The 22,809-nt window shown below is 70.6% G+C and carries 28 protein-coding genes; 7 read left to right on the top strand and 21 right to left on the bottom strand.

What is annotated here, in order from left to right; translation table 11 throughout:
• Positions 1–46 precede the first annotated feature (46 nt).
• Positions 47–1,816, bottom strand: coding sequence for an ABC transporter ATP-binding protein (locus ACFSL2_RS06230; RefSeq protein WP_377197016.1), 1,770 nt, complete (start codon positions 1,814–1,816; stop codon positions 47–49).
• A 175-nt stretch (positions 1,817–1,991) separates the two neighbouring features.
• Between ACFSL2_RS06230 and ACFSL2_RS06225 the strand changes: the two genes are divergently transcribed.
• Positions 1,992–2,564 (top strand): hypothetical protein, encoded by a 573-nt coding sequence (locus tag ACFSL2_RS06225; RefSeq protein WP_377197015.1) that lies wholly within the window; start codon positions 1,992–1,994, stop codon positions 2,562–2,564.
• A gap of 41 nt (positions 2,565–2,605) precedes the next feature.
• Here ACFSL2_RS06225 and ACFSL2_RS06220 read toward each other — a convergent pair whose 3' ends face one another.
• Genes ACFSL2_RS06220 through ACFSL2_RS06210 form a run of 3 tightly spaced genes read right to left on the bottom strand, consistent with a single transcriptional unit; the run spans position 2,606 to position 5,286 of the window.
• The gene (locus ACFSL2_RS06220) at positions 2,606–3,439 is read right to left on the bottom strand and encodes an alpha/beta fold hydrolase (RefSeq protein ID WP_377197014.1); all 834 of its coding nucleotides are present in this window, start codon (positions 3,437–3,439) and stop codon (positions 2,606–2,608) included.
• Positions 3,436–3,948: a PadR family transcriptional regulator gene (locus ACFSL2_RS06215; RefSeq protein WP_377197013.1), complete on the bottom strand. Its 513-nt coding sequence runs from the start codon at positions 3,946–3,948 to the stop codon at positions 3,436–3,438. Before ACFSL2_RS06215 ends, ACFSL2_RS06220 begins: the two co-directional genes overlap by 4 nt.
• Before the next feature lie 51 nt (positions 3,949–3,999).
• Positions 4,000–5,286, bottom strand: a complete 1,287-nt coding sequence (locus ACFSL2_RS06210) for an MFS transporter (protein ID WP_377197012.1) — start codon at positions 5,284–5,286, stop codon at positions 4,000–4,002.
• Between the two features lie 81 nt (positions 5,287–5,367).
• Here ACFSL2_RS06210 and ACFSL2_RS06205 point away from each other — a divergent pair, with 81 nt between their 5' ends.
• The 3 genes from ACFSL2_RS06205 (at position 5,368) to ACFSL2_RS06195 (ending at position 9,402) form a co-directional block, all read left to right on the top strand.
• Positions 5,368–6,264, top strand: coding sequence for a LysR family transcriptional regulator (locus ACFSL2_RS06205; protein WP_377197011.1), 897 nt, complete (start codon positions 5,368–5,370; stop codon positions 6,262–6,264).
• Between the two features lie 167 nt (positions 6,265–6,431).
• Entirely contained in the window at positions 6,432–7,841 is a 1,410-nt protein-coding gene (locus ACFSL2_RS06200; RefSeq protein ID WP_377200774.1) for an MFS transporter, read from the top strand.
• A gap of 277 nt (positions 7,842–8,118) precedes the next feature.
• A complete protein-coding gene (locus ACFSL2_RS06195; protein ID WP_377197010.1) occupies positions 8,119–9,402 on the top strand; it encodes an ATP-grasp domain-containing protein in 1,284 nt (427 codons plus the stop codon).
• 80 nt (positions 9,403–9,482) lie between these two features.
• Here the strand turns inward: ACFSL2_RS06195 and rpmF are convergent, their stop codons facing one another.
• Genes rpmF through rpmB form a run of 6 tightly spaced genes read right to left on the bottom strand, consistent with a single transcriptional unit; the run spans position 9,483 to position 10,913 of the window.
• Positions 9,483–9,653, bottom strand: a complete 171-nt coding sequence (rpmF, locus tag ACFSL2_RS06190; RefSeq protein ID WP_377197009.1) for a 50S ribosomal protein L32 — start codon at positions 9,651–9,653, stop codon at positions 9,483–9,485.
• 42 nt (positions 9,654–9,695) lie between these two features.
• Positions 9,696–9,863, bottom strand: a complete 168-nt coding sequence (gene rpmG, locus ACFSL2_RS06185; RefSeq protein ID WP_377186054.1) for a 50S ribosomal protein L33 — start codon at positions 9,861–9,863, stop codon at positions 9,696–9,698.
• On the bottom strand, positions 9,863–10,180 hold the full coding sequence (locus ACFSL2_RS06180; RefSeq protein WP_377197008.1) for a type B 50S ribosomal protein L31: 318 nt from the start codon (positions 10,178–10,180) through the stop codon (positions 9,863–9,865). Before ACFSL2_RS06180 ends, rpmG begins: the two co-directional genes overlap by 1 nt.
• Positions 10,181–10,196: 16 nt before the next feature.
• Positions 10,197–10,319, bottom strand: coding sequence for a type B 50S ribosomal protein L36 (ykgO, locus tag ACFSL2_RS06175; protein WP_377186050.1), 123 nt, complete (start codon positions 10,317–10,319; stop codon positions 10,197–10,199).
• 52 nt (positions 10,320–10,371) lie between these two features.
• The gene (gene rpsN / locus ACFSL2_RS06170; protein WP_377197007.1) at positions 10,372–10,677 is read right to left on the bottom strand and encodes a 30S ribosomal protein S14; all 306 of its coding nucleotides are present in this window, start codon (positions 10,675–10,677) and stop codon (positions 10,372–10,374) included.
• Positions 10,677–10,913, bottom strand: a complete 237-nt coding sequence (gene rpmB, locus ACFSL2_RS06165) for a 50S ribosomal protein L28 (protein WP_377197006.1) — start codon at positions 10,911–10,913, stop codon at positions 10,677–10,679. Before rpmB ends, rpsN begins: the two co-directional genes overlap by 1 nt.
• A 123-nt stretch (positions 10,914–11,036) precedes the next feature.
• On the opposite strand from rpmB, the gene ACFSL2_RS06160 reads away from it, so the two are divergent.
• Positions 11,037–12,158, top strand: coding sequence for a CobW family GTP-binding protein (locus ACFSL2_RS06160; protein WP_377197005.1), 1,122 nt, complete (start codon positions 11,037–11,039; stop codon positions 12,156–12,158).
• Between the two features lie 7 nt (positions 12,159–12,165).
• Here the strand turns inward: ACFSL2_RS06160 and ACFSL2_RS06155 are convergent, their stop codons facing one another.
• Together ACFSL2_RS06155 and ACFSL2_RS06150 are read right to left on the bottom strand one after the other, a co-directional pair.
• Positions 12,166–12,681, bottom strand: coding sequence for a GNAT family N-acetyltransferase (locus ACFSL2_RS06155; RefSeq protein ID WP_377197004.1), 516 nt, complete (start codon positions 12,679–12,681; stop codon positions 12,166–12,168).
• A gap of 228 nt (positions 12,682–12,909) precedes the next feature.
• Positions 12,910–13,245, bottom strand: coding sequence for an NUDIX domain-containing protein (locus ACFSL2_RS06150; RefSeq protein WP_377200773.1), 336 nt, complete (start codon positions 13,243–13,245; stop codon positions 12,910–12,912).
• Between the two features lie 3 nt (positions 13,246–13,248).
• Between ACFSL2_RS06150 and ACFSL2_RS06145 the strand changes: the two genes are divergently transcribed.
• Positions 13,249–13,476 (top strand): hypothetical protein, encoded by a 228-nt coding sequence (locus tag ACFSL2_RS06145; RefSeq protein WP_377200899.1) that lies wholly within the window; start codon positions 13,249–13,251, stop codon positions 13,474–13,476.
• A gap of 79 nt (positions 13,477–13,555) precedes the next feature.
• On the opposite strand, the gene ACFSL2_RS06140 is transcribed toward ACFSL2_RS06145, so the two are convergent.
• Positions 13,556–14,461, bottom strand: coding sequence for a sugar phosphate isomerase/epimerase family protein (locus ACFSL2_RS06140; protein ID WP_377197003.1), 906 nt, complete (start codon positions 14,459–14,461; stop codon positions 13,556–13,558).
• A 202-nt stretch (positions 14,462–14,663) separates the two neighbouring features.
• Here ACFSL2_RS06140 and ACFSL2_RS06135 point away from each other — a divergent pair, with 202 nt between their 5' ends.
• Positions 14,664–15,374: an ASCH domain-containing protein gene (locus ACFSL2_RS06135; RefSeq protein WP_377197002.1), complete on the top strand. Its 711-nt coding sequence runs from the start codon at positions 14,664–14,666 to the stop codon at positions 15,372–15,374.
• Between the two features lie 2 nt (positions 15,375–15,376).
• On the opposite strand, the gene ACFSL2_RS06130 is transcribed toward ACFSL2_RS06135, so the two are convergent.
• The 8 genes from ACFSL2_RS06130 to ACFSL2_RS06095 all read right to left on the bottom strand — a co-directional run bounded on the left by ACFSL2_RS06130 (position 15,377) and on the right by ACFSL2_RS06095 (position 22,719).
• Positions 15,377–16,150: a DUF998 domain-containing protein gene (locus ACFSL2_RS06130; protein WP_377197001.1), complete on the bottom strand. Its 774-nt coding sequence runs from the start codon at positions 16,148–16,150 to the stop codon at positions 15,377–15,379.
• A 168-nt stretch (positions 16,151–16,318) separates the two neighbouring features.
• The gene (locus ACFSL2_RS06125) at positions 16,319–16,726 is read right to left on the bottom strand and encodes a VOC family protein (RefSeq protein ID WP_377197000.1); all 408 of its coding nucleotides are present in this window, start codon (positions 16,724–16,726) and stop codon (positions 16,319–16,321) included.
• Complete coding sequence (locus ACFSL2_RS06120; RefSeq protein WP_377196999.1) at positions 16,723–17,256, bottom strand: SRPBCC family protein; 534 nt, start codon at positions 17,254–17,256, stop codon at positions 16,723–16,725. Before ACFSL2_RS06120 ends, ACFSL2_RS06125 begins: the two co-directional genes overlap by 4 nt.
• Positions 17,253–17,678 carry an ArsR/SmtB family transcription factor gene (locus ACFSL2_RS06115; protein WP_465264532.1) on the bottom strand — a complete coding sequence of 142 codons (426 nt, stop codon included), beginning with the start codon at positions 17,676–17,678 and terminating at the stop codon, positions 17,253–17,255. The genes ACFSL2_RS06120 and ACFSL2_RS06115 overlap by 4 nt, the downstream gene beginning before the upstream one ends.
• A 167-nt stretch (positions 17,679–17,845) precedes the next feature.
• Complete coding sequence (locus tag ACFSL2_RS06110; RefSeq protein WP_377196997.1) at positions 17,846–19,675, bottom strand: calcineurin-like phosphoesterase C-terminal domain-containing protein; 1,830 nt, start codon at positions 19,673–19,675, stop codon at positions 17,846–17,848.
• A gap of 140 nt (positions 19,676–19,815) precedes the next feature.
• Entirely contained in the window at positions 19,816–20,313 is a 498-nt protein-coding gene (locus ACFSL2_RS06105; RefSeq protein ID WP_377196996.1) for a hypothetical protein, read from the bottom strand.
• Positions 20,314–20,452: 139 nt separating this feature from the next.
• Positions 20,453–20,968, bottom strand: a complete 516-nt coding sequence (locus tag ACFSL2_RS06100) for a hypothetical protein (protein WP_377196995.1) — start codon at positions 20,966–20,968, stop codon at positions 20,453–20,455.
• A complete protein-coding gene (locus tag ACFSL2_RS06095; protein ID WP_377196994.1) occupies positions 20,968–22,719 on the bottom strand; it encodes a polymorphic toxin-type HINT domain-containing protein in 1,752 nt (583 codons plus the stop codon). The genes ACFSL2_RS06100 and ACFSL2_RS06095 overlap by 1 nt, the downstream gene beginning before the upstream one ends.
• Between the last annotated feature and the right edge of the window lie 90 nt (positions 22,720–22,809).

The raw sequence follows: 22,809 nt of genomic DNA, 5'->3' as shown, positions 1-22,809 counted from the left end.
CTGCATACGTTCGCGATACACCCGCCGGGCCCCGACACGACCGTGGCTAGCCGGCCTGGGTCGCGTGCAGGGTCGCGTACCGGCCGCCGCGTGCGACCAGCACGTCGTGCGTACCCTGCTCGACGATCCGGCCGCGCTCCAGCACGATGATGCGGTCGGCCTGCCGGATCGTCGACAGCCGGTGCGCGACCACGAGCGTGGTGCGCCCCCGCATCAGACGGCCGAGCGCCTCCTTGACGAGCGTCTCCGACTCGGTGTCCAGGGCGCTGGTGGCCTCGTCGAGCAGGAGGATGCGCGGGTCTCGCACCAGGGCGCGGGCGATCGCGATGCGCTGCCGCTGCCCGCCGGAGAGCCGCGCCCCACGCTCGCCGACGACGGTGTCCCACCCCTGGGGCTGGGCGTCCACGAAGTCGAGCGCGTTGGCGTCGCGCAGCGCGGCGCGGACCACGTCGTCGGGCGCGTCGGGCAGGCCGTAGGTGACGTTGTCGCGGATGGTGCCCTCGAAGAGCACCGACTCCTGTGGCACCACCGAGACATGGCGGCGCACCGTGCGCAGGTCCAGCTCCTGCGCGTCGGCCCCGTCGACGAGCACCCGGCCCGACGTCGGGCGGATGAAGCCGAGCACCAGGTTGAGCAGCGTCGACTTGCCCGACCCGGACGAGCCGACGAACGCCACGGTCTGGCCCGCGGGGACGGTGAGCGTGACGTCGTGCAACGCGTCGTCGTCGGAGCCGGGGTAGCGGTGGTGCACGTGATCGAGCGCGAGCTCGCCCGCGACGGCGTCGACGGGGCGGCGGCCCGCGTTCTCCTCGAGGTCGGGCTCCTCGAGCACCTCGGCGATCGAGCGCACGGACTCCATGCCGCGTGCCGTGACCGGGATCAGCATGAGCAGCTGGGTGAGCCCTTGCGTGAGCAGCGTGAAGTAGCTGGACAGCAGCACCACCTCGCCGGGCGTGACCGGCAGGAAGCCCGTGAGGGAGAAGATCGCGGCAAGCGCGAGGCACGTGACGCCGAGCAGCTGCATGGTCACCCACGACAGTGACGCGACGCGCCCGTTGAGCATGTCGAGGTGCAGGCCGGCGCGGCGCACGCCGTCGGCCCCGGCGGCGAGGCGCGTCACCGCCGTCTGCTCCAGGCCGTGGGCGCGGGTGATCGGGATCAGTGACGCCATCTCGCCCACGCGGGAGGCGAAGCCCTCGACCTCGCGGCGGAAGTGCTCGTTGCGGTCACGGGACCGGCGGGCCGTGGCCCAGCGCATCCCGAGCGCGAGCGGTACGGCCAGCACGTACACGGGCAGGAACTCGGGAACCTTGACCACGGTCATGGTCAGGGCGCCACCAAGCACCATCAGCGAGGACAGCAGCGGGTGCGTGACCTGCTGGAGCATGACCTCGATGTTCTCGACGTCGCGCACCACCTTGGTCTGCACCACCGAGGAGCTGGCCCGGGTGTGGTATCCGATCGACAGGCTCTGCAGGCGCGCGGCGAGCGCGTTGCGCAGCCCGGCGCCGGTGTCGCGCACCACGGTCATGAAGCTGCGCGTGTAGATCAGGTGGTTCGGAAAGTTCTGCAGCAGCAGGGCGGCGGCCACGGCGAACCAGACGAGCACGTCGCGCACCGGCCCGCCCGTTGCCACGATGTCGATGACGGAGGCGGTGACGACGGGCAGGAACCACATCGGGATCTCTTTGAGCGTGAACGCCCCGATCGCCACCGACATGCGCCCCGGCCGGCGGGCGAGCAGGCGGAGGATCGATCGTGCGGGACGGGAGCTGTCGATGCGGATCGGGGAGGTAAGCGCTTTCTCGGCGGCCATGCCCGACATGCTATGTGCCAGGTGGCAGACGTACAGGTCACGTGGGTGACCTGTACGTCTGACGCGTGCGTCGTCAGAGACGTAGCTGACCTTTGTCGTGCCCTACGGTGGGGAGATGCCTCAGTGTCAGCCGACCTCCGGTGCTCGATTCGACTTCGGAAGGTACCGCCGACGCATGTGGTTCTTCGGTGTTCCACTAGGGACGATCGTCGTGGGCGGCTCGGTCACCAGCGCGCTCCTCAGCACCCCGGAGGACCAGGGTGGCCAGGCGAGCGCCGTGGGTGTCGCATTGGTGCTCGTTGCGGTGATGACGATCCTGCTGTTTTTCCTGTACTCGTACCGCCGCGCTCGTCTGGCTGATCTCGTCAACGACGCCCGGCCCAGTGCCACGGTGATTCCTTGCTACGCCTCGGGCGGTCTACGACAGGAAGCTACCGAAGCCGGTGCCATGGCCACGGGCCTGGCGTGGTACCTCACCACCACGTTGGCGCTCACCGTCCTGGACGACCGGGTGGAGGTCTGGGTCCGGGGCGACCGAGAGCCGCGCGGGGCAGTCATGCGAGCCGGGATGCGCGTCGAGGTCCGCGGCGTGCTGATCGGGACCAACATCCAGCCGGGCATCCGCATCGCCGACACTCGGGCGGCGGTGTCCTTCGTGCCGCACTACGCGCGGACAGGACAGGGAGCGCGGCTTGAGCGGGCATTGCACGACCTCGGCGAGGATCCTGCCCGCCACCTCGAAATGTAAGAACAGCGCTCGTCAGCCCGAAGCGGCCACGCTCCTGGGCTTCAGAACGCCGCCGACGTGCCCCGTCGCCGCGTCCCGACCGGGAGCAGGGCGGGGGACGGTTCACCCGTGGTCAGCCAGTGGGCGAGCGTGGTGTGGAACAGCTCCGGGTCCTCGACGTCCCAGACGTGGTGCATCCCTGGTGCGAGCCGCGCCACGGCGTGGGGCACGCGGGAGGTCACCTCGTCCAGCGCGTCGCGCAAGGTGCGGGACTCCTTCTCGCCGACGATCGCGAGGATCGGCGCGGTCAGCCGGCGGAGTCCGTCGAGGTCGCGGGCAGGCACGCCGTCGTAGAGCTGCGGGACCATCCGGCGGACCGAGCCGCGGTCGATCCCGAGCCCTGTCGTGACGAACAGGTCGACCGCGTCCGGTGGCAGGCGAAACATCCGGGCGGTCGTCCTCCAGTACCAGGGGCTGCCGAAGAGGCGGATCTGCGCCAGCCCCGCCCAGCGGGTGAACCCGTGCACGCCGCGCAAGATCGCCCCCGTCACGAAGACGCTGCGGATGACGTCCGGGTGGCGCGCCGCGAGGGCCGTCCCCACGACGCCGCCTAACGACATCCCGACCACGTGGGTCCGCCCGCCGTGGGCCCGCTCGCGGACGAGGGCTGCCAGCTCGTCGACCGTCGTCGAGAGGTCGGTCCACGGGTGCTGTGCCGAGGCGCCGAACCCGGGCAGGTCCGGGATGAGGGCGTGGTGGTCGGGGAGTGCCCCGGCCTGGTCTGCCCACGACCAGCCGGCGACGTTGCCGCCGTGCAGGAACAGGACCGACTCGTCGGCGTCGGGACGCTGCTCGGCAAGAGAGATGCTCGTGGGGCGGTTGGTCGCAGGGCTCACAGGACGTCCTCCAGCTCGTCGAGCCACGTGAGCTCGGCCTTGACTTCGCGAATGCCGTTGCGCAGGGTCGCCGACCGGAGCCGGGCGGCCAGGTCGCCGTCCACGACCGGGATGCTCTCCAGCGTGGCGAGCAGGCGCAGGGCGGCTGCTCGGCGCTCCGCGAGGAGCGCCCGGACCAGCTCCGGGTCGTTCTCCCGGCCGACGAGGAAGAGCCTGCCGAGGAACGGCTCCCGTGGCCGGTCGTCGGGCAGGGGGGAGCGGAGCCAGGCCGCGAGCGAGGCCCGGCCCTCGTCGGTGAGCCGGTGCTCGCGGCGGTCCGGCTTGCCGGGCTGCGGGATGACACGGACGTCGACGAGTCCGTCGCGTTCGAGCCGGGACAGCGTGCGGTAGATCTGAGCCTGGTCGGCGGACCAGAAGTGGGCGACGGTGCCGTCGAACGTCTTCTTGAGGTCATAGCCGGTCATGGGCTTCAGGTCGAGAAGGCCGAGGATCAGTGCGTCGAGTGCCATGCTTCATATCCTACAACACAGATATGAGACTATGCATATATGGAAGCAGGGTCAATCGGTCACGGCCCTGCGTCGCCCCGTCCGCAGGAGCGCGGTCGCTCCGGCCAGCAGCACGAGCATCAGCACGCCGAAGGCGAGCACGGCGGCGGGCGCGGGGATCGTGCGCATGAGGATCCCGAGCAGGACGACGGGGACCGACATGCCGGCATAGGCGGCGAGGAAGAGGCCGGCGAGAGCCTCGGCGCGCGAGCGGCCGGCCGCGACGGACACGACGGTGCCGACCCCGGCCTTGAACAGCGTGCCCGCGCCGATGCCCGTGATGGCGCCGCCGACCACGAACACCGGGAAGGACCCCGTCAGCATCGCTCCGACCATCAGGACGAGCCCGACGGTCAGGGCCGTCACGCCGAGCGCGTGCTGCGTCCGGGCGCTCCGTTGGCCGGTCACGATCTGGGCGAGCGCGGCGGAACCGAACACCGCGAACGTGACGAGGCCGGCGACGGCGTGCGACGTGACGTGCAGCGTGTCGGCGATGAACGCCGGCGCCAACGAGGTGAACAGCCCGAACATCGCGAAGCTGACGAAGCCCGCCATGAGGGCTCCCGCGTACAGGCCGCGCGATCCGGCGGGGACGACGACGCGCTGCGGCCGGTAGTGCCAGGGCTCGTCCACGCCGTCGACGGTCTCGGGGACGAGCGTCACCAGCAGCAGCCCGAGCACCATGGCGAAAAGCAGCACGAGGTACGGGGTGCGCAGGGGGCCGGGCGCGACGTCGGCAAGGATGCCCGCGACGAGCGGGCCGACGCCGATGCCGCCGAGGTTCGCGGCGGTCGAGATCACCTCGGCGCGCCGGCCGACCGGCCTGCCCGCCGCGGCACGTCCGGCGGCGTGCAGCTCCGTCATGTGCGCCGTCGCCGTGGCGGTGAGCAGGCCGATGCCGAGGCCGGACAGGACGCGCGCGACGAGCAGCGGAGCCAGGTCCGTCGAGGCAAGGAAGGCCAGCCCGGCGAGCACGTTCAGCAGCACGGCGGGGGCGATGAGCCGGAGGCGTCCGAAGCGGTCGGACATGTGGCCGGCCAGGAACAGCGCAACGATGACGCCGAGCGCGTATGCGGCGAAGACCAGCGCGACCGCGAAGGCACCGAAGCCCTCGCGCTGCTGGTAGATCACGTAGAGCGGCGCCGGTGCGCCGGCGAACGCCATCGTCACGGCGAAGAGATAGCCGATGATCCAGAACCCGCGCGCATGGCGCCGTGGGCGTGCTGGGGCGGCGAGGCCGGAAGTCTCTGGCTGGGCGGGGGCGCCCGAGGGCGGCACGACGTTTGTGGAGAGTGACACGCGTCCATCGTTGGCGCAGGGACTCATCGTGTCCAACGAATCCTGTTGAACTCTCGTATCGCGATCAGCGATAGTTGACCGGTGCAGCCCCACCAGCTCCAGTACTTCGTCGCGGTCGCCGAGACGGGCAGCTTCACTGCCGGCGCACAGCGCGCCCGGGTGGTGCAGTCCGCCGCGTCCACCGCTGTCCGCCAGCTCGAGCGAGAGCTGGGCTGCGCCCTCTTCACCCGGGGGCGCCGGATCGCGCTCACGCCGGAGGGGGAGGCATTGCTCCCGAGGGCCCGGGACGTGCTCGCAGCGCTGGACGCCGCGACGGCAGCCGTCGCCGCCACGCGCGGCGTCGTCACGGGGACCGTGACCCTCGGCATGATGAACCACCTCGCCGCGTTCGACCTGGCCGGGCTCCTCGCGTCGTTCCGGCGCAAGCACCCCGACGTCGTCGTGCAGGTGCGCCAGACCGCGGCCGGGTCACGCGGCAGCCTCGAGGCTGTCCGGCGTGGGGACCTCGACCTGGCCCTCGTCTCCACGGCCACCGAGACCGTCCCTGGCGTGCACCTGCACTACCTCGACAGCGAGCCGATCCTGTTCGTGTGCCACGAGTCCAACGGCCTGGCCGGGGCAGAGGCGGTCCGGCTCGAGCAGATAGCCGACGAGGCGTTCATCGACTCGCCCGTCGGGTGGGGCAACCGCACAGTGGTCGACGGCGCCTTCGCGGCGGCCGGCCTGCAGCGCACCGTGCACACCGAGACCACCGACTTCGTGCTGGGCCAGGCCCTGGTGCGCGAGCGCCTCGGCGTGATGTGCGTGCCGGCGTCCGCCGTGTCGACGGACCCGCAGCTCGTGGCGCTCGCCGTCGAGCCGGCGCTGATCTGGACGGCGCGGCTCGGCTACTCCGCGAGCCGGCCGCTGTCGGCTGCGGCGGCTGCCCTTGTGGGCGAGCTGGTGGGCGAGCTGGAGCCGCGCGGCTCGGCACGGTGACATCGTTCGCGGGGGCAACTATGTAGGGTGCAGATATCCCCCACCTCTGGCAGTGCCCGTGCTGCGGACCTCCGCGCGCGACGGGCACCACCTCATCGAAGGAACGTCTGCCACCCATGAGATTCAGCTTTCCGCCCGGCGGTCAGGATCGCTCCCGGCTCACGCGCGTGCCCAGGCCGGGCCTGGTGATCGCCGTGCTCGCGTTCGCGGGCATGGGGGCGTCGTTCATGCAGACGATCCTCCTGCCGATCCAGTCGGAGCTCCCGCTCCTGCTGGACGAGTCGCGGGACGTGACCGCCTGGGCCGTCACGGTGACCCTGCTGGTCGCGGCGATCTGCACGCCCATATCAGGGCGGCTCGGCGACATGTACGGCAAGAAGACGGTGGCGCTCGTGCTGCTCGGCCTGCTGGTGCTGGGCTCGGTCGTCGCCGCCCTGTCGCCGTCCGTCGCGTTCCTCATCACCGGCCGGGGTCTGCAGGGGATGGGGATGGGTGTGATCCCGCTCGGCATCTCGATCCTGCGCGACGTGCTGCACAGGGAGCGGCTCGGGTCGGGCATCGCGATGGTCAGCGCGACGCTCGGCGTCGGCGGCGCGCTCGGCCTGCCGATCAGCGCGTTCGTGACCGAGCGTTATGACTGGCACGTGATGTTCTGGGTGGCCTCGGTGATCGGGCTCCTCGCGCTCGGCCTGGTGGCGTGGGTGGTGCCGGTCAGCACGATGCGGGACGGCGGTACGCTCGACGTCGTCGGCGTGATCGGCCTGGCCGTCGGTCTGACGGGGGTGCTGCTCGCCGTCTCACGCGGGAACGACTGGGGCTGGGGCTCGCCCCGCACGCTCGGGCTCCTGTTCGGTGGTCTGGTCGTGCTCCTCGTGTGGGGCTGGTACGAGCTGCGGGTCGAGGCCCCGCTGGTGGACCTCCGGGTCACCGCGCGGGGCACCGTGCTGTTCACCAACCTGGCCTCGATAGCGATGGGCTTCGCGCTGTTCGCGTCGCAGGTCGTGTTCCCGCAGCTGCTCGAGCTGCCCGCCGGGGCCGGCGGGCTGGGGCTCACCCTGATGCAGTCGAGCCTGATCCTCATGCCGGCCGGCCTGGCGATGCTCGCCATGTCGCCCGTCGCGGGCCGGCTCGAGCACCGCTTCGGCCCCAAGCCCCTGCTCGCGTCGGGATCGGCCATCATCGCGCTCTCCTACGTGATCGCAGTCGCCGTCGACCTGCAGGTGTGGCACGTCCTGGTGGTCAACACCGTGCTCGGTATCGGCATCGGCCTGGGGTTCGCGGCCATGCCCGCGCTGATCATGCAGGTCGTTCCGGCGCGCGAGACGGGCGCCGCGAACGGGCTCAACACCCTGATGCGGTCCCTCGGCACGACGTCGGCCGCAGCCGTCGTGGGCGGAGTGCTCGCCGCGGGCGGCGCCGAGCTGGACGGCGTGCCGGTGCCCTCTGACGACGCGTTCCGGACGGCGCTGCTGCTCGGCCTGCTCGCGGCGGTCGTGTGCACGGTCCTGGCGCTCCTCATCCCGCGGCCGAGGCTGGCCGAGGACGAGCGCCCCTCGCTGCCGGACGGGGTGCTGTAGCGCGGACTCGGGTCTGTGGTGCGCCCTCCGGCGGCTCGGTGGCACGGGGGAGACACCACGGATTCGGAGTGTGTTGCTGTGTGTAGACATTGTCGACTCCGGGCAACAGAGGTCGGGAACCAACCGTCTCCCGGACACGGGTGTCACCCGAGACGGGCGCAGCTCGACAGGGCCACCTCCATCACACAATGATCCTGCGTGGACAAGAACCTCCACGCGATCCGTGGCAGGCTGTGCGCCATGTTGAGAACGACTATCGTTCGCGGGGCGTGGTGACGTGGCGACCCTGCTGATGATCGAGAGCTGGCTCCAGTCCACCGGGCTCATGCTTCCGCCCCTGCTGCGCGACGGCGGCCACCGGTACGTCCTCGTGACCCGCGACCCCGACCTGTACCGCCTGCCGGGCAGAGTGCAGCATCCCGTGCTGGCGCTCGCCGCGGAGGTGGTCGTGGCCGAGACCAACGACGACGACGCCCTGCTCGCGGCCGCTCGGGGGGTAGCGGCGCGCCGGCGGATCGACGGCGTGCTGACGACCTGCGACTACTATCTGCCGGCCGTCGCGCTGGTCGCCGGGGACCTGGGTCTGCCCGGGGCGCCCGCCGACGTGCTGCGCACCGCGACCCGCAAGCACCTGGTGCGGCAAGCCCTGGCGGCCGCCGGTGTCCCGGACGTGCCGTTCGCGGTGGCGGCGACCTGGGACCAGGCGCACAAGGCGGCCGCCGACCTGGGTTATCCGCTGGTGGTCAAGCCGGTCGACATGAACTCCGGTACCGGCGTACGCAAGGTGGTGGACGAGGCGGGGCTCGCCGTGGCTTTCGCGGAGGCGACCGCGCCCGAGCGCAACACCCGGGACCAGCCGCTGGAACGGCTCGCGCTGCTCGAGCGGGTGCTGGAGGGTCCCGAGTACAGCGTGGAGTCGGTCACCAGGGACGGCGTGACGCGGGTGCTGGGCATCACCGCGAAGTCGGTGGCCGAGCCGGGTGCCGAGGCCGGCTCCGGGTTCGTCGAGTCGGGACACCTGTTCCCCGCCGCGCTCGCGCCCGCCGAGCGAGCCGCGGTGGAGCGGCACGTCGTGACGGTGCTGGACGCGGTCGGACTCTCGCACGGGATCAGCCACACCGAGGTGCGGCTCACCGCGAGCGGACCGCGGCTGATCGAGCTGAACCCGCGCCAGGGCGGCGGCTACATCTTCGAGCTGGTGCGTCTGGTGACCGGCTTCAACCCGCTGCAGGTCCTGGTGGACCTGGCGCTCGGCCGCGATCCGGTGCCGGGGGCCGCGGTCGCGGCGAGTGCGGCGGTCACGTTCCTGCTGCCGGCGCACGACGGCGTCGTGCACGAGGTCCGGGGCGCGGAGCGCCTGGCCGACGACGACCGCGTGCTCAGCCACGAGACGCCGTCGGCCGGCCGCGTGGTGCGGCCGGGTGACAACAACGAGCGGATCGGGCACGTCCTGGTCGCGGACCCGACCGGGCAGGAGGCGAAGGCCTGGGCCGACGCGCTGGCCGCGAGCCTGGACGTCGTGGTGGTGGGCGCGACCGTCGCGGCGGAGGCGCACGCGTAGCCGTACCGATCACGTGCACGACGAACGCCCCGGCGCTGTGTGCGCCGGGGCGTTCGTCGTGCACGTGGGGTGCGGCGGCGTCAGTCCGGGACGACCAGACCGCGCCGGACGGCGGGAACGAGCCGGGCCGGGACCTGCACCTGGCGTCCGTCGACGGTGGTCGCCGGGACGAGGTCGGGCACCTGGGCGGTCCACCGCGCGCGGCGGGACCGGGTGCGTGACCGGGACATCTTTCTCTTGGGGACCGCCATGGCGGCCTCCTCTCTGTCGGCGCTCCGTCAGGAGGGCTGAGGTCAGCGCTCCTCGCGGAAGTCCACGTGCTGGCGAGCGACCGGGTCGAACTTGCGTAGGACGAGCCGGTCGGGATCGTTGCGCCGGTTCTTCCGCGTCACGTAGGTGAAGCCGGTGCCCGCGGTCGAGCGGAGCTTGATGATCGGTCGGAGGTCTACGCGCGAGGCCATCAGTTACCGCCCTTGCTGTCGGTGTCGTTGGTGTTCTTGCCGCCGTTGCCGTGCTTGGCGTAGCGCTGCCGGAACTTCTCGACGCGTCCGGCGGTGTCGACCACGCGGGCCGATCCGGTCCAGAACGGGTGGCTCGCGCTGCTGATCTCGACGTCGACCACGGGGTAGGTGTTGCCGTCGGACCACTCGATGGTGGCCGACGGGCGCCCGGGGCCGGAGGCCGTGTCGGCCGCGAGCGTGGAGCGCGTGAGGAACGTGAATCCTGCGCTCGCGTCCCGGAAGACCACGGGGCCGTAGGTGGGGTGGATGTCCTTCATGACTGGCTCCTCTCGCTCAGCCCTGGCGCGCCTTCCAGCGCGGGTTGAGCTTGTTGATCACGAACGTCTTGCCGTGCCGGCGCACGACCTTCGCGCCGGGCTTGCTCTTCAGGGACCGCAGGGACGCGCGAACCTTCATGTGCCACTCCTTCGATGTTGAACCTGCTGCCGGGACGCTCGCCAGCGCGCGCTCACCAGCTGGACTTGGTCACCCCGGGCAGCTCGCCCCGGTGCGCCATCTCGCGCAGCCGGATGCGGGACAGGCCGAACGTGCGCGAGTACCCACGGGGCCGCCCGTCCACGACGTCGCGGTTGCGCACCCGTGTTGGGCTCGCGTCGCGCGGCTGCTTGGCCAGCTCGCTGACGGCGGCGGCGCGCACCGTGGGGTGCAGCTCCAGGTTCCGGATGATGCCGCGCAGCTCGGTGCGCCGCTCGGCGTACCGGGCGACCACCTCGCGGCGCCGGGCGTCGGCGGCGATCTTGGACTTCTTGGCCATCAGACCTTCTCCCCTCGGGCGAGAATCTGGGCCACGACCACGTCGATGCCCCGGCGATCGATGGTCTTGATGCCCTTGGCACTCACGCGCAGCGTGACGTTGCGGCCGAGCGACGGGACCCAGTAGCGCTTCTTCTGGATGTTCGGGTCGAACCGGCGCTTGGTCCGCACGTGGGAGTGCGAGACCGTGTGGCCGAACCCCGGCACGGTGCCCAGCACCTGGCATCTGGCTGACACATGACCTCCTGTGACGACGGGCTGACCGCCGTGAGTGAGAACCGTTCTCATTTCGCGCTACAGTGAACCAGAACTGAGAACGGTTATCAATAATTCCCGGCTGGACCGGGGCGAGGAGGCACCATGTACCGAACCGGAAAGAACCGCGGAATCATCCCCGTCAGCGTCCTGGCCAGCAGCGACCCCGTGCTGCGCGACTCCGCGGTCTTCGGCCTCCTCATGGACGGCCCCGGCGCCGTGACCCTGCGGCACGACATCCACACCGACCACCTGCGACGCGTCGTCCTCGACGCCACCGGCGTCATCGAGGACGTGCTCGTGCCGCTCGAGCACGCCTGCCTCTCCTGCGCCGTCCGCGAGGACGCCGTGCCCACCATCGCCCGCCTCGCCCACGACGGGCGCTGGACCCACGTGCTGCTCGCCCTGCCCGTCAGCGCCGAACCCCTGCCCGCCGCCCGCGCCCTCGCCGTCGAGTCCGCACCCGGCGGCACCCTCGACCACACCCGCGTCGCCACCTCGCTCACCGTCGTCGACGCCGACACCCTCCAGCAGGACCTCTTCGGCGACGACACCCTCGTCGAACGCGGCCTCGAGCTCACCGCCGACGACGAACGCTCGGTCGGGGAGGCGCTCGCGGCGCAGATCGAGCAGGCGGACCTCGTGGTGACCAGCGGCGGGGAGTCGGCGTCCGCGACGACGTCGGGCCTGCTGGACCGGCTCCGCGGTGCCGGGACGCGCCGCGTGGACGGGCTGCACGCGCTGTCGACGGGGGAGCTCGCCGACGGCGCGCACTCACCCACCCGCGCCGAACGGCGGGCGCACCCCCTGGGCGCACCCGTCGTCACCGGATCTGGCCGTGTGCCGGGCGACCGGAGCTGGACGCTCGAGCTGCGCTCGCCGCTGCCGTTCCACCCGGAGCGGCTGCTGGACGGTATCGAGGAGCTGAGCTCCGGTGGTCTGCGGGCGCGCGGCGTGTTCCACGTGGCCGACCGGCCCGGGCTCGCCTGCCTCTGGGACGGTGCGGGCGGTCAGCTGGCCTTCGCGGACCTGGGGCCGTGGCCGGACGTCTGTGCGGGGACCACGCCGCACACCCGGATCGTGGTGGTGGGCGTGGCCGACGACCGGCAGCGGCTGCGCGAGGCGTTCCACGCGGCGCTGTGCACGCCCGAGGAGGCGGCCGCCGGCGTCGAGTGGCTGTGGCGCGAGGACCACCTGGCCCCCTGGCTGGGCGCCCGCACCGTCTGATCCTTCGTCAACGGGGGCAGAGGTAGGCGGCAGCGCGGGGGCGGACCCCGTCAGGCCGCGTCCAGCTTGCCGGGCCCGCGACCACGCGCGTCCAGCCGAGCCGTTCGTACAGGTGGACGGCGGGGCCGCCGTCGTCCACGACGTCGAGCACGAGGCGGCGACCGCGCCGGGCGGGTGTGTCCTCGACCCGCTCCAGGAGGGCGGCGGCCACCCGTGCGCCGCGGGCCGCGGGCGTGACGAAGAGGCGGCTCACGCCCGCGAGGTTGGTCATGGGGACGCCGGCGGCCTCGGCGAGCTCGGCGGCGAACTCGACCTTGCCGCCGTCGACGAGCATGACGTGTCCGACGATCTCGCCGTCGGCCAGGGCCACCCATCCGTCGAGTGCGCCGGCGGGTGCGAGCCAGGCGGCCGGGTCGTCCGGCCAGACCGTCGGGTAGCCGTCGTTCTCATGGACCAGCCGCAGTGCCTCTGCCACCCGGTCGAGGTGGGCGGTACGGCGCGGGGCGATCATGAGGTCGGGCACGGGGCTCAAGGTATATGACGTCCGCAGGGGTTTGACGCCGGGCGCCACCTGCTTGGCCTGCCCCTCCTGGACTGCGCATTTTGCTTGTCCGGGATGAGTGCTTTTGGCGCGCCTGACTCATCGGGAATGCCGTGCATGTCGGACCGGGATCGGCGAGAGGGCTGACGGAGCAGCCGAGGGATCTCCCGGTCAGGCGGAGTGTGTGCTCCCCGGTGATGCCGGGCGTGGCTATCGGAAGTGGCCCTGTTCGACGGCCTGGCGGATCGCCGTCTTGTAGCCCGCGGGCATGTCGAGTGCGCTGGCCTCGTCCGGTGCGACGAGGGCGAGTTCCTTGTGCTCCTCGCTGTGGACGGGCACCGTGTCGCCGCCGTACGTCGCGAGGAACGTCAGGACAAAGACGTGGCGGTGCGGGAAGACACGGTAGACCCAGGTGTGAAAGGGATCGCCGACGGTGGTGTCCCAGGCGAGCTCCTCCCGGATTTCCCGAGCGAGGCACGCGGCGGGCTCCTCGCCCGGGGCGTAGCGATGTGCTGGATCGGAGGTCCCCGCGCTCGCTAACGTGATCGGATGGAGCGATCGGGTGTCCGCTGGGGCTGGATCGCCGCTGCCGCTCTCGTGGCACTCGCGGTGGGCCTTTCGCTGGTGTTCCAGGCGGGCGGGTGCGCGGGCGGTGCGACGGAGGCGTGCGCCACCGAGCCGGTCGGGGGGTGGCCGGCCGCCTGGGTGCGGATCGGCGCGGGTGGCTTGTTCGTGGTGTTCGCTCTGTTCCGAGGGGTGCGCGGCACGGGGCGGTGACAGGTCAGCACAGAGAAAATGCCGGCAGCGCAGCCGAGGTCGGCTGCGCTGCCGGCACCGCACGCGCGGTTCCGACGGGTCAGAAGGTGAAGCAGTCCAGGAACTCGAACGACTTCGCCGACGACTCGAACGAGGGCGCGAAGTCCCACTCGTACGTGTAGTACTTGACGTCGCCCTTGGCGGCGCTGAAGATCTCGGCGAAGTCCATCTCGCCGTCACCGAGCCCGACCTGGGTGAGCCCCTCCGGGGCGCCGATGTTCACGGCGTCCTTGACGTGCAGGAGCTCCATGCGGTCGCCGTGCTCCTCGACGAGGCCCGCGACGTCCATGCCCGCGTCCGCGGCCCAGCCGAGGTCCAGCTCGAAGGTGACGTACCGCGGGTCCGTGTTCTCCTCCAGGACCTCCCAGGCAGTCACCGTCTCACCCGTCTCCGGGTGCGTGAACTTCGCGTCGAAGACGGAGGTGTGGTTGTGCAGCAGCACCTTCTGCACACCGTTGTGGTGGGCGTACTCGCCGAGCTGGTCGAGGTAGGCCGCCGTCTCGAGGGTGTCCTCGTAGGTCGCCACGCTGCCCGGGATTCCGCCGGCGCCGACGTAACGCTGGCCGAGCTCCGCCGCGTAGGCCACGGTCTCCGGCCAGGTGTCCCAGTCGGTGCTGCCGTGGCTCGATGCCGCATGCAGGCCGTGCTCGTCGAGGAGACCCTTGAGCTCCTCGACCGGCATGTCGTACGGCTGGTTGTACAGCTCGACGTTGCGGAACCCGGCGTCGGCCACCTCGCCGAGCACCCGGTCCAGCTGCTCGGCGGTCGGCTCGCCGAACCCGAGCTCCCCGACGTGCGTGAACAGCTGGATGGAGATCTGGGAGTCGGGGATACCGCGCCCGGTACCGCAGTCAGGCGCCGACCCCTCGGGTGTTGACGCAGTCGCCGCTGGTGCGGCCACGAGTGCCCCCAGGGCCATGGTGGCGGCGAGTGTGGTCGCTTGCAACCGTCGACGGTGGTGTCGTGAGCGGTCAATTGAGTCCCGCATCTGTGCTCCTGACGTCGTTGTCCCGTGATCACCGCACCGTCGACTTTTGACGTGCGGTGCACAAAAGAGTCTTGTCTGACACCATATGTCTGTCAAGGGCTCAGGACGGACCGGGCGAAATAGCCTCGATTCGGTGCGGCGGCCGTGCCAAGGTCGGGCCATGCTGATCGCTCCCGAGCAACGCCTTCTCGACGCGGCGCTGGACACCGCTTCCCGTCTTCCGGCCGATGGCAGCTACGTGAACACGGTCGCGTCCGCCGTCATGGACATCCACGGTGACATCTACACCGGCGTGAACGTCGGCCACTTCACGGGCGGTCCCTGCGCGGAGCTCGTCACGCTCGGGGTGGCGGCGGCCGCAGGGGCCGGCCCCATCGCGCTGATCGTCGCGGCGGGCGACAAAGGCCGCGGCGTCATGCCCCCGTGCGGCAGGTGCCGCCAGGTGCTGCTCGACCAGCAGCCGGACTGTCGCGTCATCGTGCCCGACGGCGCGGGTGCGTCCTCCGTCCCGGCCCGCGAGCTGCTTCCGTACCCGTCCCAGCACCCGGACGCGGACCCGCCGCGCCTGCTGCGGTTCGCCCCGGGGCACTGGGAGAACGTGGTCGACGGCGTCAAGACCGCCACCACCCGCTTCGACGACCCCGCCACGCCGGGGCCGGCCACCTTCCTGTTCGAGTTCGACGACCGGTACCGGTCCCTGCCCGGCGTCGTCGAGTCGGTCGAGCAGGTCCGGTTCGCCGACATCACCGATGCGCAGGCCGCCCTCGAGGACTGCACGGCTGACGAGCTGCGCGGTGCCCTGCGGAGCTACTACTACCCCGACATCGTCGACGACGACGTGGTCGACTTCGTGCGCTTCCGGCTCGCCTGAGCTCACGCGGTCCCGGGAGCTGACTCCGGTTCAGCAGGCTTCAGGGGGCCGTTACTGGGCTCATTACGGTGCTCTGGAGCCTGCTGAACCAAGGTCAGGAGGGGGCTCCCAGGAGATGCGGGCCGCTCGCCGGCCGGCGGTGTGGCGCGGGACCACCGGGCCAGCGCCGCGATCGCCACGACGTCGAGCACCACCACGCACCGCTCCACCAGACCGAGCGCACCGTCGCTGAGTGCGCCTGATTCGCTGCGGGCCAGCAGGACGACCGCGAACGGCACCACGCAGGCCAGGATGAGACCGGCCACGACGCCGACCGTCGTCGCGTGCGTCCGCCAGCGCGAATCGCCGCGGTGTCGCCACCACAGCAGCGCGCAGAGTGCGGGGAGGCTCACGAAGTTCACGACCGTGCAGACCAGGTGCACGGTGCCGTACCAGGTGGCGGAGCTTCCGACGGGGTCCTTGAGGAACACGGTCAGCCCGAGCAGACTCACGCACCACAGCGCGAGGAGCGTCGTCGCCGCGGGCCTGGACCGCAGGAGCCCGTCGCGCACCCAGTGCGCGCCCAGCAGGACGACGGCGACGTTCGCGCCCAGCAGTGCCAGCGTGTACGCCACACCGGTCTCCACGGTGCGCACGGGGTACTCGGACATGAGGTCGCGGACCGGATGGACGCCGCCCGACCCGGGGGCGACGTGCACGCAGACCAGCGTCAGGAGGGCCGCCCCGGCCAGGTAGAGCGCCGGCCTCGGGAGCGGACGTGACGTTCTGATCTCCATGGTTCGAACGTAGGTTCCGGGCAGCTCGGCCCGGAATGGTGCACACCGCCGCGGCCGAGTAGGGCTGTCCCCCCGGCCGACGCCGGTCGCGGCGCCTGTGGCGGTCGCGCCGGTGCGTACGTCGGGCCGGCCCTGCTCCACGCCGGCGTGGAGCAGGGCCGGCACGGGTCAGGGGCGCGCCGAGATCTGCTGGACCGCCCAGGCGTTGCCGTCGGGATCGCTGAAGTAGCAGAACCCGACGTTGTCGAGCGGCTCCGGTGTGGGGTTCGGGTTCTCGCCGAGAACCTGGACGTCGCTCACCTCGACGCCGCGTTCGGCCAGCTCAGCCTGAGCCTTCGTGACGTCGTTGACGACGAGCTGCAGACCCTTGAGCGAGCCGGGCGGCATCGGCGGCACTACTCCTTCGCCGATCACGATCGAGCAGCCCGAACCGGGCGGCGTCAGCTGGACGATGCGCCGACCCTCGCCGATCTTCGTGTCGTGGTCGACCTGGAAGCCGACCTTGTCGCTGTAGAACTCCTTGGCGCGGTCGACGTCGGACACCGGGACGACGACGACTTCGAGTGTCCACTTCATGGTTGCTCCTTCTGCGGGTGGGTGACGCCGGGCTGGTCGGCGCCGGAGTGGGTGAGCTCGCTGAGTGCGGCGTCGAGCCGCTCGTACGACTGGCCGACGCCTCGGGTCATCGGGTACCGGAGCGTGATCTCGCGCGCCTCCGGCGACGGGTAGAGCAGGTGGCTCGTCAGCGTCGTCGTACCGGCGGCCTCGGTGAGGCTGTGTGCGACCAGGGTCTCGCCGGGATAGGACTGGTCGTCGAACACCTCGGTGTAGACGAGCCGCGACGCTCGCTCGACCTCGCGGTATGTGCCGGACTGCGCCATCTCCGCGCCGTCCGTGCCGCGGGAGACGAACCGCCAGCGACCGCCGACGCGCAGGTCGACCGTGCAGTCGACGAGTCGCCAGCCCCGGGCGCCGTACCAGCGGGCCAGCAGGTGCGGTGTGGTCAGCGCGTCGAAGACGAGGCCGGCGGGCGCGTCGAACGGCCGCGACATCACGATCTCGCGGTCGCCCGGTGCGGTGACCTGCAGGCGCTGGTCGGTGCTCATGACGCGCCACCCGGTGGGGGAGTGGTGGCCTTGCCGTCGGCCGTGCTGTCCCCGGTGGCCGTGGGGCCGGTGTCGGCCGCCGCGTCGGCCGTGAGGTCGGCGAGCAGCGCGTCGAGCTGCCGATAGCTCTCGTCCCAGTAGTCGCGGTAGTTCGCGAGCCACGCGGTGGCGTCGCGCAGCGGCCCTGCTTCGAGGCGGCACGGCCGGCGCTGCGCCTCCCGGGTCCGGGTGACCAGGCCTGCTCGCTCGAGCACCTTCAGGTGCTTCGAGATGGCGGGCTGGCTGATGGCGAACGGCGCGGCCAGCTCGGTGACCGTCGCGTCACCCGCGGCGAGCCGGGCGACGATGGCGCGGCGCGTCGGGTCAGCGAGGGCGGCGAAGGTGGCGTCGAGCCGCTCAGCGGTCGCGGTGCTCATAACCATCTAGTTTCATAACCATGTGGTGATGTTGCCCCGTCGGCGTCGGCCTGTCAAGGGGCATCCAAGGCCGCGTGGCCGGCGGATCACGAGCCACCTGAACGACGACGCCCCCCGGCCCGGATGGCCAGGGGGCGTCGGCGCTGCCAAGCGCTACGACCGGGAAGCGACGGTCACTCGGTGACCTCGAAGGTCAGCGACTCGGTGAACTCCCGCCCGTGCACGTCCGTGGCGGTCACCTCGGCGGTGTGCTCGCCGACAGCAAGGTCGGCGGGCAGCTCCAGCCGCCACAGGTGCATGGTCCGCTCCACGAGTCCGCCGCCGTGGGGGAGCGTCTCCAGGTTGGCCGTCGGGTCGGACCACTCGGCGCCGATCCGCACGCCCTCGCCCTGCAGCTGCTGGGTGCGCTCCGCCTCGACGGGGCTGCCGCCGTCGACCTGCACCTGCACGGTCGACCCGGTCGACCCCATCCAGAAGTTCGTGGTCAGCCAGGTCCCGGCGAGCTCCTCCCGGGACACGGACAGCGGCTCGGCCAGCTCGGGCGCGGAACCGACGTTGCTCCTGTTCGCGGTGAACCAGTCGCGGTACCGGGGCGTGTTGAGCCCGAGCGACAGCTGGTGAGCGCCGTCATCACCGCGGACGGTGTACCGCTCGGTGATCTCCGTGTTCTTGATGTCCAGGGTCAGCACGCCAGGAGGCGTCCCGTCCCGCTGCACGGAGGTGGGGTAGCCGGCGTCGAGCTGGCGGCCCGCGTACCAGTGACCCGAGACCGCCCCGACGGTGAGGTGCGTGAACGGGAGGCCGTCCTCGCCCAGCAGGTCCTTCCACCCCGCCATCAGGTCGCCCTCGCGCAGGTTCTCCGACATGTGGGTGTGCCCACCGAGCGAGATGACCTCGCGACCCTCGAGGATGTCGTAGATCTCCCGCAGCTGCTTGGTGCGGTGCGAGTCGCTGTACCAGAACTCCAGCAGCGGGCTGTGCCCGGCCAGCACGATGGCGCGGTCCTCCGGCACGGCCGCGATGTCGTTGCGCAGCCACTCCAGCTGGCGCTCGCCGAGGCCGTAGGTGTACCGGCTCGTCGTGCCGGGGTACTCGATGGTGCTCAGTGCCACGACGTGGGCCTTGCCGGCGTCGTAGGAGAAGTACTCCGGGCCGAGCTGGGCGCGGAACGTGTCGAAGTTGTGGTCCCGCGCCGGGGAGTCGAAGTCGAGGTCGTGGTTGCCGGGGAGGAACCGGGCCGGACCGTTGAGGGTCCGCGTCAGGTCGCGGGTCTCGTCGAACAGCGACAGGTTGTCGCCCACCACGTCGCCGATGAAGAGGGCGCCGCAGCCGGCGTAGTCGTCCCGCTCGGCCAGGTCGGCGAAGACGCCTGCCCTGGCGTACTCGGCCTCCTTCGCGTTGTAGGTCTGCACGTCGGCACCGATCGCGCAGTGCTGCTCGGGTGTGCGCGTCTCCGTGCTGGCCGTGAGCGGGAAGTTCAGCTCGTCCGGCACCGGTCCGGTGGGCTCCAGACCGCCGTAGCGCAGCTTCGGGGAGCCGGCAGGCAGGTGGTGGTAGTGGAACTGGGCGACGTTGTCGTCGTCGACCGGTACCTGGTAGCCACGGGGCTGCGTGACGAAGACGGTCATGTTGTCCTCGACCGGCAGCTCGTAGCGGCCCTTGCTGTCGGTGGTGGTCACCACACGACCGTTCGACACCGTCACGTCGGCGAGTCCGCGCTCGTTCCGGTCCTGCGCCGAGCTGCGGTTCCGGTCGACGAAGACCGTTCCCGTGACGGTCTTCCGGTCCGCGTCGGTGCCCTCGACGACGTCGACGCCGCCGCGGTAGGCGGTCTCGTCCCAGCCCTCCGTGGCCGACGACGCCTCCGGGGCCGTGCTGCTCGCGGGTGCGGCACTGCTGGCCACCGGTGCGAGCAGCGCGCCGGAGAGGGTGACGATCAGTGCGCCGACGCCCAGCCGCGCCGGACGTGGGGAGCGGGGGCGTGATCCAGACACCGGATTCACAGGGATCTCCTCGATGTAGCGTCGCCGACCCCTACGGCCGGCAGGTCGCAACTCTGGCGATCACGTGTGAACCGGACCCGGCTTTCTGTTGATTGCTGGGTGAATTTGACCTGTCCCGGGGGCGGTGCCGATGGTGCGCGCTAACTCACCCGCGCGACGAATCCGTCCCGCTGCCCCCATACCGCCCAGCTACCCGATTCGCCGAAGATGGCGAAGGTGTCGGCGTACAGCACCGCCCCACCCGGGTCGCCCTGCGGCTCGTAGGACACCGCCTCCCAGTACGAGCTCCCGATGTCGCCGGTCGGAACGGAGAAACAGGGAAAATGTCCGAGGTCCCGGATGTGGTATTCCTCCGGGTCGGGATCCACGACGACCAGCGAGATGCTCTCGTCACCGTGTACCCGGCCCAGCACCTCGAGTGCCTTGGCGAAGTCGTCGTCGGAGAACTCGTTGTACTCGCAGACATCAACCTGCCCCAGTTCCGACCGGAAAGGCCCAGCGGGCAGCCGCGTCCCGGGATCGATGACCTGCCACATGCGGGTCAGGAACGCGCCGTACTCGGATCGGTCACGCGCAAAGGTGTAAGTCATCCGGACCGCTCGCGTATCGGTGAGGCACTGATGGCTGCCGGCGAACATTTGGATCTCTCCGAGCGCAGTCTCGGCGAACCCTCGAGTGACGCTGCCGGAGCACATCGAGGAAGGGAATCACAGGCTCCAGATCGAGGCGTCTACCTTCCCCTTGGCGTTGCTGGCCTTGGCATTGGCCCCGGACCTGTCAGTGCTTTCGGTCCGCTCCGGTGTCTGCCCAGGTGAGCCACTGATCGAACGGCTCGATGGCAGCAAGGGTTGGGTCGACCGTTCGTGCTCCGAGCGCGAAGTCTGCCGCGAGCTTTCTGAGCATCTGGAGCAGGGGACCGTAGCCGATGCGCTCAGTCGCCGGATCGGGTACCCACGCGGTTCGAGATGAGCACGTGATCGTCAGATCGTCGCCGTTCGGCGAGAACTCAAGTTTGGCTTCGGTGCCCTGGGAGTACATGTCAAGCCTAAAGAGGTCACCTGACTCAAGGTTCTCAAGCAGGTCCGGCAACTGCTCCAGGAACACCGACATGTCGTAGTCGACGCTCATCGGCCAGGGTTCACGGCCGAAACCGCTCAGGGTAAATCGTGCGCCTTCAGCCTCTGCGAGGACCTGGCAGAGTTCGATGACAAGGCTCTCGTAGTCATAGGTCAGGTCGAACGAGCGGCCAGTGTTCTCGAGAGCACCGGAGTCGTACGCGACACGAAAGGCCATCAGGGTGTCTCCAGGATCGGGTAGGCGTCCTTGATCATTCCGTTGTACCGCGGTACGACGACCGCCTTCGTCGCGGGGACGATCTCTCCGCCCGGAAGGATAACGTGTCCTGTCCCTTCCGGGATATCGATATTGACGGCGTCCTGCTGGGTCTGCGCCTTCTTCGGCGGGTGGGGCACCTCGGACCAGACCCCGTCATCGTGGGCCTTGCGGAGCAAGTCCGCCGCAACGTCGTCGTCGACCCACTGTCCCTGTGGCTTTCCTTCGGTTGCGGCCCGTCCAGTCAGGTTGTCCGTCATCTTCTTTCCGGCGCCGTGCCTACTGAACGTGTGCCCAAACGTCGGAGTGCTCTTGGACGACCAGTTGACGGCCTTGCCGCCGTGGTTGTTGTGGACGAGCACCGCGGTGTCGCCGGCGTGGACGTAGTAGTTGAGGTTGTTCTCGACGTGGAAGTTGTAGACGTTCTCGATGTCGGCGAGGTCGCGTTCCTCGACCTCGACCGCTTCCAGGACGGTGGTGCCGTCGGGGGTGATCAGCACGTCACCGGGGCGCAGGTTGCCGGCCATCTGCCAGCCCCGGCCCTCGACCATGAACGGATGCTCCGCGGTCGTGGAGACCGTCGCACCGCTGATGGTCAGGTGGTGCAGGGCGACGGTCTGGTGGACGAACGTCTCGGCGACCAGCTGCAGCTCGTCCAGACCCGTGACGAGGTTGCGGGTCCAGACCTTGTCGCCGACCACGATGTCCTCGATCGGCTTGGTGCCGTCCGCGGTCAGCACGGGGGTACCGGCTACGAAGCAGGCCCCGAACCCGAGCTTGCAGTTCTTCCCCGACCGCACGCCCTGCGTGACCGCCGTCTTGCTGATGCCCTTGGCGATCCCGGTCGCGGCCTTCGCCGCCGCACCCAGCCCGATCAGGGACAGTGCCGCACCCGCGATCGCGATACCCGCCTCGGCCCAGGACCGTTCACCGGTGGCGGCCAGGGTGATGTTCGCGACCGCACTGACGATCGCCGCGACCGCGGCGATGACGATGAGCACCCCGGCCAGGGCGGTGCCGACGACGGGGATGAACGCGACGATGATCGCGAGGATCCCCGCGATGGTGGAGATCATGTCGGCGATGTCCGCGATCGCGGCGACGAGCTTGGAACCCCAGTTGTCCCACCACCCATCATTCAGATCATCCGAGGAGGTGATCTCCTCGATCCGGTCCATCGCATGCCCGGCGGCCCGGTCCCGGTCCGAGACCGCCGACTCCACCGTGCTGCGTGCCGAGGAGAGCACCCCGGCGGCCTGGTCCGCATCCCCACCGGCCTGCTGGGCCTTCTGCTGATACTCGGCCTTCTCGCTCGCGTCCGTCGCGCCGTCGGCCAGGTCCTGCCACCGGTCCTTCGACCCCGCAGCCGCCTGCGCCGCGTCCTGCGCCTCCCGGGCCCGGTCCAACGCCGTGAGCGTCTCGGACTGGACCCGCTCCAACGATGACGCGTACCCGACCAGCGCATCACCCGCCGCGACATACCTCGAGTGCGCCTTACGGATCTCACCGATGGTGTCTTCCTTCGCCGCCATCAACGAGTCCACCGCCTGCGAGATCGTCCCGTCCACATCCAGGCGACTCATCGCGGAGGCGGCGTTGTCGATCGAGCGGGCAACCTCCTGATACTCCTGCCCACCCGCCAGCACCAGCACCGGATCGCCCGGCGTCGGATCCGCATCCAACCCCACCGGCGACCAATCCGACGGCCTCATCCGCATTCCACCCCTGACCAGCGAAGACATCAACGCTGCGAGGGTACTCATCCGACGGCGCCAGGACGATGAAATTACCTTCGGCCGGTC

Origin of the sequence: Promicromonospora aerolata (assembly GCF_042682255.1) — a bacterium.
Classification (GTDB): domain Bacteria; phylum Actinomycetota; class Actinomycetes; order Actinomycetales; family Cellulomonadaceae; genus Promicromonospora; species Promicromonospora aerolata.
The sequence above is the reverse complement of the archived record's forward strand: the minus strand, read 5'-3'. Positions and strand labels throughout refer to the sequence as shown.

What these genes read in the sequence shown, in the direction of transcription:
- ACFSL2_RS06160 (WP_377197005.1), top strand. Translation starts at nt 11,037, where the DNA reads ATGTACCGAACCGGAAAGAACCGCGGAATCATCCCCGTCAGCGTCCTG.
- ACFSL2_RS06180 (WP_377197008.1), bottom strand. Translation starts at nt 10,180, where the DNA reads ATGAAGGACATCCACCCCACCTACGGCCCCGTGGTCTTCCGGGACGCG.
- ACFSL2_RS06105 (WP_377196996.1), bottom strand. Translation starts at nt 20,313, where the DNA reads ATGTTCGCCGGCAGCCATCAGTGCCTCACCGATACGCGAGCGGTCCGG.
- ACFSL2_RS06115 (WP_465264532.1), bottom strand. Translation starts at nt 17,678, where the DNA reads ATGGTTATGAGCACCGCGACCGCTGAGCGGCTCGACGCCACCTTCGCC.
- rpsN (WP_377197007.1), bottom strand. Translation starts at nt 10,677, where the DNA reads ATGGCCAAGAAGTCCAAGATCGCCGCCGACGCCCGGCGCCGCGAGGTG.
- rpmF (WP_377197009.1), bottom strand. Translation starts at nt 9,653, where the DNA reads ATGGCGGTCCCCAAGAGAAAGATGTCCCGGTCACGCACCCGGTCCCGC.
- ACFSL2_RS06145 (WP_377200899.1), top strand. Translation starts at nt 13,249, where the DNA reads ATGGAGCGATCGGGTGTCCGCTGGGGCTGGATCGCCGCTGCCGCTCTC.
- ACFSL2_RS06215 (WP_377197013.1), bottom strand. Translation starts at nt 3,948, where the DNA reads ATGGCACTCGACGCACTGATCCTCGGCCTTCTCGACCTGAAGCCCATG.
- ACFSL2_RS06230 (WP_377197016.1), bottom strand. Translation starts at nt 1,816, where the DNA reads ATGGCCGCCGAGAAAGCGCTTACCTCCCCGATCCGCATCGACAGCTCC.
- ACFSL2_RS06095 (WP_377196994.1), bottom strand. Translation starts at nt 22,719, where the DNA reads ATGAGGCCGTCGGATTGGTCGCCGGTGGGGTTGGATGCGGATCCGACG.
- ACFSL2_RS06135 (WP_377197002.1), top strand. Translation starts at nt 14,664, where the DNA reads ATGCTGATCGCTCCCGAGCAACGCCTTCTCGACGCGGCGCTGGACACC.
- ACFSL2_RS06100 (WP_377196995.1), bottom strand. Translation starts at nt 20,968, where the DNA reads ATGGCCTTTCGTGTCGCGTACGACTCCGGTGCTCTCGAGAACACTGGC.
- rpmG (WP_377186054.1), bottom strand. Translation starts at nt 9,863, where the DNA reads ATGGCCTCGCGCGTAGACCTCCGACCGATCATCAAGCTCCGCTCGACC.
- ykgO (WP_377186050.1), bottom strand. Translation starts at nt 10,319, where the DNA reads ATGAAGGTTCGCGCGTCCCTGCGGTCCCTGAAGAGCAAGCCCGGCGCG.
- ACFSL2_RS06120 (WP_377196999.1), bottom strand. Translation starts at nt 17,256, where the DNA reads ATGAGCACCGACCAGCGCCTGCAGGTCACCGCACCGGGCGACCGCGAG.
- ACFSL2_RS06225 (WP_377197015.1), top strand. Translation starts at nt 1,992, where the DNA reads ATGTGGTTCTTCGGTGTTCCACTAGGGACGATCGTCGTGGGCGGCTCG.
- ACFSL2_RS06125 (WP_377197000.1), bottom strand. Translation starts at nt 16,726, where the DNA reads ATGAAGTGGACACTCGAAGTCGTCGTCGTCCCGGTGTCCGACGTCGAC.
- ACFSL2_RS06130 (WP_377197001.1), bottom strand. Translation starts at nt 16,150, where the DNA reads ATGGAGATCAGAACGTCACGTCCGCTCCCGAGGCCGGCGCTCTACCTG.